This is a genomic window from Streptomyces sp. NPDC001315 (genome assembly GCF_042896175.1).
In the GTDB taxonomy this organism is placed as follows: domain Bacteria; phylum Actinomycetota; class Actinomycetes; order Streptomycetales; family Streptomycetaceae; genus Streptomyces.
Genome location: NZ_JBIAWZ010000010.1, coordinates 108,973 through 122,216, shown reverse-complemented (window position 1 = coordinate 122,216; position 13,244 = coordinate 108,973). Strand labels below are relative to the sequence as shown.

Here is a 13,244-nt window from a genome sequence, read left to right as displayed (position 1 = left end):
ATGGGGCGGTCGGGCGACCTCGCGGTGCGGCCTCGTAAGAGCAGAGCTCCGAGATCGCCCTCCTGGAGTGAGCAGCCGGCGCTACCGGGCGGCGGCGACGGCCGCTCCGGCCGGACGGTGGGACCGTCAGAAGACGGAGGTCTGCTCGATCAGCTGGTCGGTGACGAGCATGTACGGCGGGTCGAATGTGATCATCAGGTCGGGCGCCGCCGTCTCGGCCGCCATCACCGCGGTCGCGCTGCAGGCCCAGAACACGGGGACCTCGTCCGGGGCGAGGTCCGGCGGCGCGCCGAAGTCGGGCGCGGACAGGTCGGCGATGCCGATCGCCGACGGGTCGCCGAAGTGCACCGGCGCTCCGTGGGTGGCCGGGAAGCGCGAGGTGACCTGGATCGCCCGTATGGCGTTGGGCGTCGTCATCGGCCGCATGGTGACCGCCAGAAGGCCGGCGAAGGGACCGGCGGGCTCGCACGGGATGCTCGTCGTGTAGACGCGTCCGGGCCCGCGCACCACCCCCGCCCGGTCCAGCGCGTGCTCGAACGTCAGGCTGCAGCCGAGGTAGAAGGTGACCAGGTCGTCCCGCCACAGGCCGCTGACGTCGCCGACCCGGTCCACTAGGCGCCCGTCGCGCCAGACGCGGTACCGGTACAGGTCGGTGCGAATGTCGCCCCCGGGGGCGAGCGGGCCGGGGCTGGGGTCGCCCGGCGCGGACATCCACAGCAGCCCGCACGCCTTGGCGTTGCGCTGGCAGAACCGGTGGAAGTCGGCCGCGTGCTCACCGGGCAGGATCACCACGCTCGCTTGCGTGTAGCCCTCGGGCACGGTGTCCAGAGCCCCGTCCCACTCGCCCTTGGCGATCTGCGTGCGCAGGCTCGCCGGGTCGCCGAAAGCGGCGCGGTCGGTCACCGCGCCCGTGGTCACGTCACGTCCCATAGCGTCTCCTTGAGTGCATCACGGGCGGCGTTGGTCCCCGAGACGGTGAACTCGGTGTATCGCCCATCGAATTGTCCATACGGACCCCACAGTGAGCCGCATGGGGCTGCCGAGGAAGTAGGTCGTGCAGACGTGCCGGCGTTCCAGATGAAACAGTGCAAGCCTTCGCTGTTTCTGCCAACCGGCCGCGAACGTCCGTCAGCGCGGTGCTGCGGCGGAAGAGGCCGCGGCGAGGTAGGCGTCCCGGAAGCTGAAGTCCGACAGCTTCGCCACGTCGGTGTGTGTCTTCACCACGCCCTTGTCGATCAGATACGCCTGGAAGGCGTCCACCACGGACTGGTCGAAGGCGCCCTCGACATTGACGGTCGGCAGTTCCACACCGTCCCAGTCCGAGGCGTCCTTCTGCTGGGTGTACTTGACCAGCACGGCGACGATCGCGTCGCGGTCGTCCGGCTTCAGCAGGCCGTCGTAGCCAGCGATGGCCTTCATCAGGGCGTTCACGAACGCCTGGACGGTCTTCCTGTTCCCCATGATCTTCTCGCTCGCCTGCACCCAGCTCGGGAAGCCGGGCGCCACTTGGCCGACGGAGGCGATCCGGACGCCAGCGCCATCCTTGACGGCCTTGGAGGCAAGCGGCTCGAACATCCAGGCGGCGTCGACCGCGCCGCTGGACAGGGCGGTCACCATGTCGGGCAGGCCGAGGACGGTGAACTTCACGTCCGAGGCCGTCAGCCCGGCGCCCTGAAGGACCTTCTCCGCGAAGTACTGGCTGCTGGTCGAGGGGCCGATGACCGCGATCTTCCGGCCCTTCAGGTCCGCGGCCGTCTTGACCTCGCCGGAGTCGGCCAGTTCCTTGCGCACCAGCAGCCCGGGAATCCGGGTCCGCACGTCGTAGGTGTTGGTGGCGAGCACCACCGGGTCCTTGAGTCCGGTCGCCGCCGCGTTGAAGAAGGCGGCGTTCGGCTGTCCGATGGCGAAGTCGATCTCACCGCCCGACAGCAGAGCCGGCAGGTCGCTGGTGTTCTTCACCGGCACGAACTCGACTTGCAACCCCTCCTCGGCGAAGAACCCCTTCTCCTTCGCGATGTACAGGGGGACGTCCGCGGCCCCTCCCACGGAGTTGACCCGGACGGTGGTGAGCCCGCCGCCCGCGTCGTTCCGCCCCGTGGTGTCGCCGCCGCAGGCGGCGGCGAACACCAGGGACACCAACGCCGTGAATCCGGCGACGCGGCGGGCCAGCCGCCGCCACCGCAATGCGCTTGCCATGTGCTTTCTCCAATCATCAGGGGGACCGAGGTGGGGCGCCGCGGTCCCCCGAAGGCGCGCCGTCAGGACTTCCACGGCACGAGCCACTTCTCCAGAAGCGCGAACAGCGCCGCCGAGGCGAAGCCGAGCAGCGCCGTGGTGGCCAGTCCCACGTACATCTGCTCGATCTGGAAGACCTGCCAGCTGTTCCAGATGAGGTAGCCCAGGCCGCTCTCGGCACCGGTGAACTCCACCGCGACGATGACCAGCAGCGCGACGTTCATCCCGAGCTTCAGCCCGGCGATGATCATCGGCAGCGCGCCGGGCAGCGCGACGTCGAAGAAGGTCATGCGCCGGCTCGCGCCGAAGCTCGCGGCCACCTCGAACCGCGCGGTCTCGATGCCGGCCACCCCGGAGACGGTGTTGACCAGCACGATGTAGAAGACCGTCACCGCGATCACCAGGTACTTCGAGGTCTCCCCCAGGCCGAAGACCAGGATGAACAGCGGGAGGATCGCCAGCTTCGGGATCGGGAAGGTGGCATCGATGAGGGGCTGGACGAGCGCGCGCACCACGGGCACCAGCGCCATCACGAGCCCCAGCAGCACGGCCGGAACCGCTCCGATCACGAACCCGACAGCGATGCGGGACAGGCTCATGCCGAGGTGGCCGAACAGTTCTCCATTCGCCACCGCTTCGGCCAGCGCCGCCGCGACGGCCGTCGGCGCGGGGAAGAAACGCGCGTCCAGCAGTCCGGTCCGGGACGCCAGCTCCCAGGCCACCAGAAACCCGACGGAGGAGGCAGCCGACAGCAGCAGGGTCGTCCGGCGGCTCATCGGCCTGCGCACCACCCGGATCCGGCGGCCCGGCGACGCCGCGGGGGCCGCGGCGTCCGCGGTGCTCGCCGCGCTCACTCCGTCACCCCCGCCGTCTCCGGCGCCAACAGGTTCCAGATGCGGCCGAACATCTCGCCGTACCGCGGATCGGTACGCACCGACTCCACCGACCGGGGGCGTTCGAAGACGGCGGACACGTCGACGATCTCCCGGACACGGCCCGGCCGACCGCTCATGACGAGGACGCGGTCGGCCAGCACGAGCGCCTCGTCGAGGGAGTGCGTGACGTAGACGACCGTCTTGGCCGTCTCCTCCCAGATCGTCAGCAACAGGTCCTGCAGCACGAGCTTCGTCTGCTCGTCCAGCGCCGCGAAGGGCTCGTCCATCAGCAGAAGCTGGGGATCGGTGGCGAACGCCCGCGCGAGGCTCACCCGCTGGCGCATGCCGCCGGAGAGCTGATGGGGGTAGGCGGCAGCGAAGGCATCCAGGCCGACCTTCGAGATATACCGCCCGGCGATCTCCCGCCTGCGGCGTGTCGGCACGCCCTGCGCCTTGAGCCCGAACGCGACGTTGTCCGTGACGGTCATCCAGGGGAAGACGCCGTGTTCCTGGAAGACCATGGCGCTCTCCGTCTTCGGCCCGTCGCCGTCGCCGGGCGGAGCCGGCCTGACCTCGATGCGGCCTCCGGTCGGCTGCTCCAGGCCGGCCATCGCCCGCAGCAACGTGGTCTTGCCGCAGCCCGAGGGCCCGACGATCACGAGGAACTCCCCCCGCGCGATGTCGAGGTCGACGCGGTCGAGCGCCCGCACGATCCGTTTTCTGACAGTGAAGTCGACCTCGAGGCCACGTACCAACACCTTCGGCTCATCGGGCATTCGGGCTCCCCTGGGGCAGGATCGTGGCGTGCAGCACCGGCGTGCCGGTCTCCCCCGCGGTCGCGCGCAGGGCGTAGTCGACGTCGGCGAGGCCGCCCTCGTAGGTGGACATCAGGTCCAGGGGCAACGTGTCCGAGGCCAGGAGCGCCAGCGCCCATTCGACCGACTCCCAGCTGTGGCCGCGCACGGCCTGGACGCCGATCTGTTTGCGCGACAGCTGCCATACGGGAAAACGGCTGAGCGGCTCGGCCGAGGCCGCCGCCAGCACGAGGCGGCCCCTCTTCGCCAGGAGGTCCACGGCGAAGCAGACCGTGTCGTCGTTGCCGGCGGCGGCGTCGACGACCAGGTCGGCGCCCCTGCCCCCGGTGAGACCGAGGACTCTCTCGAGTACCTCGGCCTCGGTGGTGTCGCCGTCCGGTCCGGTCATGGCCACGGTGTCGGCGCCGAGGCGGCGGGCCACCTCGAGCCGGGCCTTGTCCCTCGCCCTGCCCACCGCGATCACTGTGGCGCCCGCCTGCTTGGCGGCCACGACCGCCCCGATGCCGGACTGTCCCGGCCCCAGCACGACCACCGTCTCACCGGCGCGCACCCGGCCGTCCAGACAGACCCACTGGTAGCCGTTGCCGAGCGGCAGCCCCAGGGTGGCCAGCGCCGACGGCACCGAGCCGGGGACGCGATGCGGCACCGCGGACGGGTGGACGTACATCACCTCGGCGTAGCCGCCCCAGATTGCTGGCGCCACGGACAGCGGCGTCGACCCGAACCGTACGGCGCCGGGGTTGGCCGATGTGTCGGACGCGAGGCACGACCGGAACTCCGACGTACGGCAGAAGTGGCAGTGGCCGCACGGCAGGTACTCCTCCAGGAGCACCCGGTCCCCGTCGGCGAATCCCCACCGCTCGGCGGCGATCTCGCCGACGTTGGCGAGGGTCCCGACGTTCTCGTGGCCCATCACCCGCTCGGGCAGGTCGGCGCCGTACATCTTGACGTCCGAGCCGCACATCCCGGCCGCTTCGACGAGCAGCAGCCCGTCGGTCGGACCGGTTTCAGGGACCGGGAGTTCGCGCAGTTCCGTGCGGCCGGGTGCCGTGGTCACCGCGGCGGTGACGATGTCGCCGGCTTTCACCGCGGTCCTCATGCGCCGACCTGCTCGCGCTCGAAGACCAGGATGAGGTAGCCGGTGGTGGACGAGTTGTAGATGATCGGCTGGATGGTCCGCAACTGCCAGCCGTCGGCGTCGTGTTTGTCGAGTGCTTCCTGCATGCGCTCGGTCACCAGCTCCGGTGTCACCCCGGTCGCGCGGATCTCCACGACATGGTGCTGCTGCATCGGGCTCCTTCGATTCTGTGCTGGCCGCGGACCGGTCAGTGCCAGTAGGCGAGGGTCATGGTCTTGGCGGCGTCCTTCCAGTCGGTGCCGTGGGGTACGAGCGCGTCCGCGCCGCGCACTTCGGCGACCGCCTCGGGATCGGTTCCAGGAGGTGTCCGGCCGGCCTCCACGTCGTCCATGGCGCGCAGCAGCAGCCGGCGGCAGGCGAGCACGGCGCGGTCGGTGGAGCCGAGCGCCTCGCTGCTGCGGTCGACGATGGGGCCCATGCCTTCCTGGAGCGCGAAGTCCTGGGTGTTGACTCCCTGGATGCCGGTGAAGGTCTTGGTGCGCTGGACCTCGCGGTCGATGAGGTAGTCGTTGGACTGGTTGCGGATGAGCCAGTAGCTGCCGGGGATGTTCTCGTCCTTGCCCCTGCCCATCTCCGACTCGTGCTCCTCCCACCACTCGTCGGTGATGGGGAACCGGTCGTCCATCGAGTACAGCGTGTTGTAGACGTAGGTGTGCTCGTCGTCGATCGGCACCCAGATGTGGCCGAACACACCGGGGAGTTCGGGCTGCCTGCCGTCGAGGCCGACGAAGAAGCCGCGGCACTGCTGCGCCGGCATCAGGTACTGGTAGATGCGCAGGTACGTCGTGTCGTTCCCGACATTGCGCAGGCTGGCGTAGCGGAAGCCGTAGTCGGTGAAATCGACGTCGAGCCGGGGGTGCCGGTCGAGGTTGCGCAGCAGCCGCGGGTTCTCCAGGTCGTTGTTGTGCGCGAACGAGCTGTGCGCGGTGTCGATGCCTCCCTCGATCGCCTGGAGGAAGTTGCAGTGCTCGCCGGTCTTGGAGACGCGGCGGTGGGTGGCCGGGGCGCGCAGCCACTCCTGGTCCGGCACGGGCGGCGTGAGCTGCTGGGGGCCCATGTAGGTCCACACGATGCCGCCGGCCTCGTAGGTGGGGTAGGCTTTCATGTTCACGCGGAAACGGAACTTGCTGTCGGGCTGTTCGGTCGGGACGTCGACGCAGGTGCCGAGCGTGTCGAACTTCCAGCCGTGGTAGACGCAGCGCAGACCGCACTCCTCGTTGCGCCCGAAGAACATGGGCGCCTTGCGGTGCGGGCAGTAGGCGTCGAGCAGGCCGATGCTGCCCGCGCTGTCCCTGAAGGCGACGAGGTCCTCGCCGAGCAGCCGCACCCGGATAGGCGGGCAGTCGGGCTCCGGGATCTCCTCGCTGAGGCAGGCGGGGATCCAGTAGCGGCGGAACAGCTCACCCATCGGCGTACCAGGTCCTACGCGGGTCAGGCGCTCGTTGAGCTCAGGTGTGATCCTCATCGGCTTCTCCTCTCGGCGGCCCGGGCGCGGCTCGGCTCCGGACCACGGGACGGTGGTGCGTTCTCAGATACGGGTGTAGAGAAGGCGGGCGTTACCCTCGGTGATCTGCTGACGCTTGTCGGCTCCGAGCCAGTCGAGGGACTGGAGCAGCGAGAGGATGTCGTCGTAGGAGCGGCCGGTCTCCGGATTGACCGGCGACCCGCTGCCGGGGACCTCTGTGCCGAACAGCACCCGGTCGGCGCCGACGACGCGCAGCAGCAGGTCGAGGCTGTGCGCGTCGTGGACCAGAGAGTCGAACCAGATCCGGGAGAGCGAGGTGTCGAAGTGCTCGACCTCCGGGAGGGGTTCGCCGCCCTTGGAGTCGTAGGACTCGACCTCGGTCTGCTCGAGGTAGCGTGCGGCGCGCCAGCGGCCTATCTGGTAGGGCACCGAGCCGCCGCCGTGGGACACGATCAGCTTGAGGCCGGGGAAGTCGGTCAGGGCGCGGCTCTCGGCGAGTGAGATCACCGTCCGGCTGGCCTCGGTGATCATGTGCTCGCTGTAGGACTCCCGTGTGGACTTGCAGCCCGCCGAATGAACCAGGGCCGGGACGTCGAGTTCGACGAGCTTCTCGAAGAGCGGATACCACCACTCGGTGCCGATCCGTGGGATGCCGAGGTCTTGGCCCTCGGCGGGATCGGGGTTGACGAGCACTCCGACGAAGCCGAATTCGCCGACGCAGCGTTCGAGCTCGTCCAGCCACTGGTCGGGGGTGGTGCCCACGGCCTGCGGGAGCGCGGCGACGCCGCGGAACCGCTCGGGGAAGGCGGCGACCTGGGCGGCGACCGCGTCGTTGGTGGCCCTGGCCCACCAGCGCACGATGTCGGCCGGCCCTTCGGAGTGCATGAGCTGGAAGGGCCGCGGGGAGATCAGCTGGATGTCGGTGCCGACCGCGTCAAGCAGGCCGACGTGGCGTTCGGCGGCCTTGAGCACACCGGCCGGCGGCAGCTTCACGCCGGAGCGGCCGTGGGCGCCGCGTCCTGCGAGGAGGATCGACCGGTAGGCGTAGAGCTCCGCTGGAGCGCTGACGTGGCCGTGGATGTCGATGACGGTCAAGACGGAATCGTCTCCTTAGCTTGAATGGCCGAAGGGCGGGTGTCGGACGCTGGGTTCACAGGTCAAGCACGATCCGCGGGGACTTCGAACGCGAGACGCAGATGAACATCGACATGCCCTCCTCGCGCTCGGCGTCGCTCAGGATCTGGTCGTGGTGCTCGGGGATCCCGTCCAGGACGTGCACCTCGCACGTCCCACAGACGCCCTCCTCACACGACGAGGGCAGCTCGGGCAGGACGTCGCGGAGCGTGTCCAACACGGTGCGGCCGCTCTCCACCCAAACGACGCGGTCGGTCCGGGCGAGTTCGACCTCGAAGCCGTCGCCGGACCTGGCGGCCTCGGCTTCGGCGAGCGCCTCCTCGGAGGAGGAGAACCGTTCGATGTGGAGCCGGCCGGCGATGCCCAGTTCCTCGCACCGCTTCCGCACGGTCGTCAGCAGCGGCTCGGGCCCGCAGCAGTAGACGAGGGCGTCCGGTTTGACTCCTGCGAGGATTCCCTCGATGTCGAGGAGCCCTTCCCTGTCCTGGGGGACGATCTCCACGTTTCCACCGTACTCGGCCAGTTGGCCGAGGAAGGCCATCGAGGTCAGGGTGCGCCCGCCGTAGTGCAGTTCCCACCGCTTGTGTCCGGCCAGCGACCGCATCATGGCCAGGATCGGGGTGATGCCGACGCCCCCGGCGATGAAGACGTACGCGTCGGACTCGGCGAGTTCGAAGTGGTTGCGCGGGCCGCGTACGGTCAGCTGGGTGCCGACGGGGAGTGCGGTGTGGATCTCCTTGGACCCGCCGCGTCCCCCGTCCTCGCGCAGCACGGCGACACGGTAGCCCGTACGGTCCGACGGATCGCCGCACAGGGAGTATTGGCGTACCAGGCCCGAGGGAAGTTCGAGTTCGAGGTGGGCTCCGGGCCGCCATGCGGGGAGCGGCGTACCGGCCGGGTCGGTCAGCAGGAGCGAGACGACTCCGTCCGCCTCGTACTGGATCTGACGCAGCAGCAGCCGCAGGGTGTGCTCCTCGGTGGTCACCGCGCTCACCCGACCCTCGTCTGGAGGGAGTGATAACCCGCCTGCTTCCGCGCCTCGCGGAGGCTCACGCCGTTCTGGACCTGCTCGCGGATGCGTTCTTCCGCCGCCTCGATGTCCCGGGAGACCTCGAGGACTTCCTCGGCCCGGTGCGCGGGGACGGCGACCACGCCGTTGGCGTCGCCGACAAGGACGTCACCGGGCCGGACGACGACACCGCCGATCTCCACCGGCACGCCGACCGCTTCCAGCTGGACCCGGTCCTTGCCCGTGCGCATCCAGTTGCCGCGGGTGAAGAGCGGGTAGTCCAGGGCGAGCGCGCGGCGTACGTCGCGGCAGACACCGTCGACGACGGTGCCGGCGACGCCCTTGCGGCCGGCGAGGATCGTCATGAGGTCGCCCCAGACGGTGACGTCGAGGCGGCCTCGGTTGTCGAGCACCGCCACCTGTCCGGGAGCGATGTCGTCGACGAAGTCGCCGACGCTGCCGCCGGTGACGTAGTCGTCGCAGTACTTCACGGTGAACGCCGGGCCGGCCATCTTGAAGCCGCGGTCGAGCGGCATGATGCCGAGGCACTGGCCGGGGATCCCGAGCCTGTCCAGGGCGTCGCTCACCGTCGGGGTCTCCAGATCCCCTAGCGCGGTGAGGAGTTCGGGCGAGAGTTCGGTCGTTGTCATGAAGCTGCTCCTGCCGTGTGTGCTTCGTAGCTCGCGCCCATCACCTCGGTGATCGGCATGCCCGCGCGCACGTCGGCCGCCATGGCGGCCTCGCGGGCCGCCATGGCCTCGGCGGTGGCGACGACCTCGTGGGCCTGCTGGGCGGGGACGAAGGTGATGCCGCTGCCGTCGGCGAGGACGAGGTCGCCTGGGGTGACCGCCACGCCTGCGAACGTCACCGGCTCGCCCCAGGAGGCCTCGACGATCCGGCTGCGAGCGGTGATCGGGGTGACATCGGGGGCGAACACCGGGTAGCCGCATTCGCGGCTCTCGTCCACGTCGCGGCACGGGCCGTCGAGGAGGGTGGCCTCGATGCCCTGCAGCGACGCGGCCAGCGACAGCAGTCCGCCCCATCCGGCCATCACTCCGCCCGGGTGGGACACCACCAGGACGTCGCCCGGTCCGGAGGCGGCGACCGCCGCCGTGCACAGGTGCCGTGGCCTTCCGTCAGGTCCGGTGGCGGGCGCGGTCCGGCCGGCCGGAGCGAGTTCGACCGTCACCGCGCGGCCCACGACCTTGAACTGTCCGGTCCGGCACACGACACCCGGGACGGCGCCCGTCAGGCCGTGACGGTCGAGGGCGTCGGAGACGGCACAGGTGTCCAGCGCGGCGAGCCGGCTCAGCAGATCGGTGGGGGTCAAGCTCATAGGGGTTCTCCCGGGGCAGTCGGCGATGGGCGATGGCTCCGGCGGGCCGCCGGTGTCCCCGCCTTGGGGCGGAGGGGGCGGGTTCACTCCCACCGCAGGAACGCCATCCCGCAGCCGGTACCGGCGGCCGTGCGATAGCAGGGGATGTACTCGGACCAGGTGACCGCTCGGCCCTCCATGGCGCCGGCGACTGTGATCCAGTTGCGGATCTCGGACGAGCCCGACTGCAGCAGTTCCTGCGGGACCGAACGGAGGTATCCGGCGTCGCCGGCAACGATCGCTTCGAGGACCGCGCGGTCGAGGTCCTCGTTCACCACGAAGTGGCTCAGACCGCCCGAGGCCGCGAAGACGACCTTGCGGTCGCTGCCCGAGCGGCGCACCCCCTCGGCGAGGGCACGGCCCAGGTCGTAACAGCGGGCCGCGGTGGGCTGGTTGGGCGGGAAGTACGTGTTGAGCAGCACCGGGACAACGGGGACGTTCCGCTCGCCCAGCAGCCTGCGGATGACGAAGCCGTAGGCGTGCCCGAAACCCCGGCCCGGGGGCATCTCCTGAAGCGACGTGATGTCGAAGCCGAGCGCGACACCGGCGGTCACCAGATCGTGGGCGAGGTCGGGCGCGCCTTCGAAGAAGTGGACGTCGTCCATGGCGTAGCCGACCTTGACGTTCTCGAAGAACTGCCCGGCAGGGGCGTTCTCCAGGATGCCGGTGTGCCAGTCCTTACCCCAGTAGATCCCGATCGCGGGCTGGATCGACTTGTCGAAGACTTCGCCCTGGTCGTCACCGACGACGACGACCGCGTCGACGTCCAGCGCCGAGATCTCGCGGGCGAGCCGGTCCATCGAGTCGTGGCAGGCACGGTGGCGCCGCTCCCAGAGTTCCTCGCCCAGTTCGCCGGCGAAGCGTTGGCCGGCCGCCGCCCCCAGCTCCTCGAAGGTACGCAGCACACCGGACTCGTCGAAGAGTTCGGGGTTGGTGCGGTCCTGGTCCGCCCGCTCACGCCACAGGTCCGGCTCGTTGAGGAGCATCGGGCTGTGCGACGTGCCTATTCCACCGACGATCTGGGCCATCCGTAGAGCTCCTCGGAAAGAGTGACACCGCTCACGAAGAAACAAACTTGTGCGCTACTGTAGGCCCGCAGGTTCCACGAGGCAAGATCTGCGCACGCCGGACGTGTCAAGGAGGACTCCGCATGACAGAAACACCTGCCGGGATCGGATCGCAGGAGCTCGAGACCGCCCTGCGGCTGGGAGCCGCCACCCTGTTCGAGGCTGCGGGAACGGCCGGCGCCCTGCCCTCACGGATCACGCCCGTCTCCCCCGGCCTGCCGGTGAGCGGCCGGGCCTTCCCCGTCACGCTGCCCCCGGGCGACAACCTGTGGCTGCACCACGCGATCTACGCCGCGTCACCCGGCGACGTCATCATCGCCACCGCGGCGGGCGGTTACGAGTACGGCTACTTCGGCGAGGTCCTCGCCGAGGCGGCACTCGCCCGCGGCATCGCGGGGCTGATCATCGACGGAGGGGTCCGCGACACACGCCAGACAGCTGACCTGGGATTTCCGGTGTTCAGCGAACGACGGTGCATCCGCGGCACCGGCAAGAACCCCGCCCTGGCCGGCTCGCTCGGCAAGCCGGTCGTCATCGGCGGCACCACGGTCCACACGGGCGACCTGGTCGTCGGGGACGCCGACGGAGTGGTGGTGGTTCCAGCGGCCGAAGCGCGTCAGGCGATAGCCGCCGGCATTCAGCGGGAGCGCAAGGAGGCGGAGTTGATACGCCTGTTGCGCGAGGGCAAGCGGAGCATCGACTTGTACGGCATGCCGGCCGTCGAGGGGGCCGTGTGATGCGTCGCGCCATCGAGGTCGAAGGGCTCGGCCACCGCGGGCAGCCGATCCCCGTCGCGTCCCTGCACCGGGGCATCCTGGCAAGCGGCGGCATCGCCGGAATCGACCGCAAGAGCGGCGAGCTCACCCCTGACAGAAACGAACAAGTGCGACTCGTCTTCGAGAATGTCCGCGCGGTCCTGACCGCCGCCGGCGCCACCGTGGACGACGTCGTCAAGATGACCTTCTTCGTCACCGACAGAGCGCTGCGCGACGCGGTGAACGCCGAATGGACCGCGATGTTCCCCGACCCCGGAAGCCGTCCGGCGCGCCACACCCTCACCCAGCAGTTGCCGCCGGGTATGGCGGTCCAGTGCGAGCTGCTCGCCGTGCCGGGGGCCGCACCGAGGGCGGAGGAATCATGACGGTCCACGCGCTCGCCGGACTTGAGCTGGACGCGGCCGGCCACCTGGCCGCACCCCCGATAGCCGCACCCCCGTCGCCGCCCCCACTGCCTTCGGGCAGGTACGTCGATGTGGGCGGGGCGTTCCTGTGGACCGTCGACACCGGTTCCGGCGGCACCGGGGCCGACGACACCGGGACCCGCGGCGATCCGGTGCTGCTGCTGCACTCCGGGGTCGGCTCGGTGGAGCTCTGGGCCCACCAGCTGGCGTCGCTGTCACGGGCCGGCTTCCGGGCCATGGCCTACGACCGCCGGGGGCACGGGCGTTCCCGTGATGTCGGGGGCGTCCACGACGAGGCCGCCGACGCCCTGGCGATCGCCGACCGGCTCGGGCTGGACACCGTGCACCTCGTCGGGGTGGCGCAAGGCGCGCGGATCGCCAACCAGATGGCCCTCCGCCATCCCGACCGCGTGCGCACGCTGACCCTCGCGTCGAGCATGGCGGGCGTGAGACTGCGTGGTCCGCAGGGGGCGGGCACCGCCCCGCTCCTCCCGGAGCTGTTCGCCAAGCTGCCCGCGTGGTTCCGCGAACTCGGCCCGGCCTATCGCGCAGCCGACCCGGAAGGGGTACGCCGCTGGATCGCGGTCGAGAGCGCCGGTGCCGACCGACGCCCGCCGGACGGTCCCCCACCCGGCCGGATCGATCCTGATGCGCTGCGCGCCCTGACGTGTCCGGTGCTGCTGCTCACGGGAGACGCCGATCCGTTCCTGCCGCCACCCATGGTCCGCGCCCTCGCCGGGTGCTACGCGCATACGTCGCTGGCCGTGCTGCCGGAGTGCGGTCACTCGCCGCAGTGGGAGCGCCCGGACCTCTTCGGCCTGGTCCTCGAGACGTTTCTCCGCACCGCCTCGGAACCGGGCGGCTGACCCGACCTCCGCGCCCCGATGAGCCAGGGGACAACGTAAGGCCCGGTGACGCTCTGGGGGAGCAGGCGTCACCGGGCCTTACCGC

15 protein-coding genes are annotated in these 13,244 nt (G+C 70.2%); 3 read left to right on the top strand and 12 right to left on the bottom strand.

Translation table 11 applies throughout. The features are described from left to right. Positions 1–126: 126 nt before the first annotated feature. The 12 genes from ACFY16_RS26130 to ACFY16_RS26075 form a co-directional block, all read right to left on the bottom strand. The gene (locus tag ACFY16_RS26130) at positions 127–930 is read right to left on the bottom strand and encodes a D-glutamate cyclase family protein (protein ID WP_390649613.1); all 804 of its coding nucleotides are present in this window, start codon (positions 928–930) and stop codon (positions 127–129) included. A gap of 198 nt (positions 931–1,128) precedes the next feature. Further along, positions 1,129–2,196, bottom strand: coding sequence for an ABC transporter substrate-binding protein (locus ACFY16_RS26125; protein ID WP_390649612.1), 1,068 nt, complete (start codon positions 2,194–2,196; stop codon positions 1,129–1,131). A 62-nt stretch (positions 2,197–2,258) separates the two neighbouring features. After that, a complete protein-coding gene (locus tag ACFY16_RS26120) occupies positions 2,259–3,089 on the bottom strand; it encodes an ABC transporter permease (protein WP_390649611.1) in 831 nt (276 codons plus the stop codon). Continuing rightward, entirely contained in the window at positions 3,086–3,886 is an 801-nt protein-coding gene (locus ACFY16_RS26115; RefSeq protein ID WP_390649610.1) for an ABC transporter ATP-binding protein, read from the bottom strand. The genes ACFY16_RS26120 and ACFY16_RS26115 overlap by 4 nt, the downstream gene beginning before the upstream one ends. Beyond that, positions 3,876–5,024, bottom strand: coding sequence for a zinc-binding dehydrogenase (locus ACFY16_RS26110; protein WP_390649609.1), 1,149 nt, complete (start codon positions 5,022–5,024; stop codon positions 3,876–3,878). Before ACFY16_RS26110 ends, ACFY16_RS26115 begins: the two co-directional genes overlap by 11 nt. Further along, positions 5,021–5,215, bottom strand: coding sequence for a hypothetical protein (locus ACFY16_RS26105; RefSeq protein ID WP_390649608.1), 195 nt, complete (start codon positions 5,213–5,215; stop codon positions 5,021–5,023). Before ACFY16_RS26105 ends, ACFY16_RS26110 begins: the two co-directional genes overlap by 4 nt. Before the next feature lie 35 nt (positions 5,216–5,250). Further along, complete coding sequence (locus ACFY16_RS26100; RefSeq protein WP_390649607.1) at positions 5,251–6,528, bottom strand: Rieske 2Fe-2S domain-containing protein; 1,278 nt, start codon at positions 6,526–6,528, stop codon at positions 5,251–5,253. Positions 6,529–6,591: 63 nt separating this feature from the next. Continuing rightward, positions 6,592–7,623 (bottom strand): amidohydrolase family protein, encoded by a 1,032-nt coding sequence (locus tag ACFY16_RS26095; RefSeq protein WP_390649606.1) that lies wholly within the window; start codon positions 7,621–7,623, stop codon positions 6,592–6,594. Between the two features lie 55 nt (positions 7,624–7,678). Beyond that, positions 7,679–8,647 carry a PDR/VanB family oxidoreductase gene (locus tag ACFY16_RS26090; RefSeq protein WP_390649729.1) on the bottom strand — a complete coding sequence of 323 codons (969 nt, stop codon included), beginning with the start codon at positions 8,645–8,647 and terminating at the stop codon, positions 7,679–7,681. A gap of 5 nt (positions 8,648–8,652) precedes the next feature. Then, positions 8,653–9,321, bottom strand: a complete 669-nt coding sequence (locus tag ACFY16_RS26085; protein ID WP_390649605.1) for an RraA family protein — start codon at positions 9,319–9,321, stop codon at positions 8,653–8,655. Next, positions 9,318–10,007 carry an RraA family protein gene (locus tag ACFY16_RS26080; RefSeq protein ID WP_390649604.1) on the bottom strand — a complete coding sequence of 230 codons (690 nt, stop codon included), beginning with the start codon at positions 10,005–10,007 and terminating at the stop codon, positions 9,318–9,320. The genes ACFY16_RS26085 and ACFY16_RS26080 overlap by 4 nt, the downstream gene beginning before the upstream one ends. 83 nt (positions 10,008–10,090) lie before the next feature. Further along, positions 10,091–11,074, bottom strand: coding sequence for a hypothetical protein (locus ACFY16_RS26075; RefSeq protein ID WP_390649603.1), 984 nt, complete (start codon positions 11,072–11,074; stop codon positions 10,091–10,093). A gap of 122 nt (positions 11,075–11,196) precedes the next feature. On the opposite strand from ACFY16_RS26075, the gene ACFY16_RS26070 reads away from it, so the two are divergent. The 3 genes from ACFY16_RS26070 to ACFY16_RS26060 are packed head-to-tail and all read left to right on the top strand — an operon-like array spanning position 11,197 to position 13,159. Continuing rightward, a complete protein-coding gene (locus tag ACFY16_RS26070; RefSeq protein ID WP_390649602.1) occupies positions 11,197–11,850 on the top strand; it encodes an RraA family protein in 654 nt (217 codons plus the stop codon). Next, positions 11,850–12,254, top strand: a complete 405-nt coding sequence (locus ACFY16_RS26065) for a RidA family protein (RefSeq protein ID WP_390649601.1) — start codon at positions 11,850–11,852, stop codon at positions 12,252–12,254. The genes ACFY16_RS26070 and ACFY16_RS26065 overlap by 1 nt, the downstream gene beginning before the upstream one ends. Continuing rightward, positions 12,251–13,159, top strand: coding sequence for an alpha/beta fold hydrolase (locus ACFY16_RS26060; protein ID WP_390649600.1), 909 nt, complete (start codon positions 12,251–12,253; stop codon positions 13,157–13,159). The genes ACFY16_RS26065 and ACFY16_RS26060 overlap by 4 nt, the downstream gene beginning before the upstream one ends. Positions 13,160–13,244 lie beyond the last annotated feature (85 nt).

Excerpts from the sequence above, each read along its gene's own strand:
- ACFY16_RS26130 (WP_390649613.1), bottom strand. The coding sequence starts at position 930 with ATGGGACGTGACGTGACCACGGGCGCGGTGACCGACCGCGCCGCTTTC.
- ACFY16_RS26125 (WP_390649612.1), bottom strand. The coding sequence starts at position 2,196 with ATGGCAAGCGCATTGCGGTGGCGGCGGCTGGCCCGCCGCGTCGCCGGA.
- ACFY16_RS26115 (WP_390649610.1), bottom strand. The coding sequence starts at position 3,886 with ATGCCCGATGAGCCGAAGGTGTTGGTACGTGGCCTCGAGGTCGACTTC.
- ACFY16_RS26110 (WP_390649609.1), bottom strand. The coding sequence starts at position 5,024 with ATGAGGACCGCGGTGAAAGCCGGCGACATCGTCACCGCCGCGGTGACC.
- ACFY16_RS26105 (WP_390649608.1), bottom strand. The coding sequence starts at position 5,215 with ATGCAGCAGCACCATGTCGTGGAGATCCGCGCGACCGGGGTGACACCG.
- ACFY16_RS26100 (WP_390649607.1), bottom strand. The coding sequence starts at position 6,528 with ATGAGGATCACACCTGAGCTCAACGAGCGCCTGACCCGCGTAGGACCT.
- ACFY16_RS26085 (WP_390649605.1), bottom strand. The coding sequence starts at position 9,321 with ATGACAACGACCGAACTCTCGCCCGAACTCCTCACCGCGCTAGGGGAT.
- ACFY16_RS26080 (WP_390649604.1), bottom strand. The coding sequence starts at position 10,007 with ATGAGCTTGACCCCCACCGATCTGCTGAGCCGGCTCGCCGCGCTGGAC.
- ACFY16_RS26075 (WP_390649603.1), bottom strand. The coding sequence starts at position 11,074 with ATGGCCCAGATCGTCGGTGGAATAGGCACGTCGCACAGCCCGATGCTC.
- ACFY16_RS26070 (WP_390649602.1), top strand. The coding sequence starts at position 11,197 with ATGACAGAAACACCTGCCGGGATCGGATCGCAGGAGCTCGAGACCGCC.
- ACFY16_RS26065 (WP_390649601.1), top strand. The coding sequence starts at position 11,850 with ATGCGTCGCGCCATCGAGGTCGAAGGGCTCGGCCACCGCGGGCAGCCG.
- ACFY16_RS26060 (WP_390649600.1), top strand. The coding sequence starts at position 12,251 with ATGACGGTCCACGCGCTCGCCGGACTTGAGCTGGACGCGGCCGGCCAC.